Source organism: Acidovorax sp. K2F, assembly GCF_025246485.1.
GTDB classification, from domain to species: Bacteria; Pseudomonadota; Gammaproteobacteria; order Burkholderiales; family Burkholderiaceae_C; genus Acidovorax; species Acidovorax delafieldii.
The window spans coordinates 1-559 of record NZ_JAOBSQ010000115.1 but is presented as its reverse complement, the minus strand read 5'-3'; the positions used below and the strand labels follow the sequence as shown (position 1 = coordinate 559).

The 559-nt window shown below is 53.3% G+C and carries 1 protein-coding gene; it reads right to left on the bottom strand.

Annotation, left to right across the window (positions count from 1 at the left end):
• Positions 1 to 426 (bottom strand): cysteine peptidase family C39 domain-containing protein (locus N4G42_RS25505; RefSeq protein WP_260669186.1); only part of this gene is annotated, 426 nt, incomplete at its 3' end.
• Positions 427 to 559: the final 133 nt, after the last annotated feature.

The window sequence follows — 559 nt, the reverse complement described above, 5'->3', positions numbered from 1 at the left end:
GGCACCAGAAGCGGAAGGGTCCTGAACTAGCACGCGCTGGCCGTCGCACTGTGCAAGCACGACAGTTCGCAGAGCTCCGGTTTCGGAGTGCATCACTGCAAGCGCTGGTAACGGCGCTAATGTGAGTCGATCACGCGTGCATCGCGAGAGCTTAGCTTTGAGCGATAGATATTTGGCGGCACGAAGAATATCGGAAACAACAAGTGCACCGGTCGACTGAAGGCTCAACTGATGCGCCAAGGTTGCGGGATCGGCGGCCACTTGATGCAACCGAGCAATGATGCATAACCCGACCAGCTGCTCGTGGCAGCTACCTCGTTGCGGCATTGTTGCAACCATTGTTTGTTGCTGTTGTTCTGGATCATCTCCGCAACGGACAGACGCACTGACGCTTGATTCGCGGGGCTCTCCCTCCAAATTGCGCATGGCAATTCCTCAACAATTCTGGTGGATATGTGCCCAATCATCTTTTGTACAGATAGCCTGTCAAAAAATATTCTGCCAACCTGGATACCTATTTATTCCTTGACTGTCGATGCAAAGTAGGCGTTAGACCGCC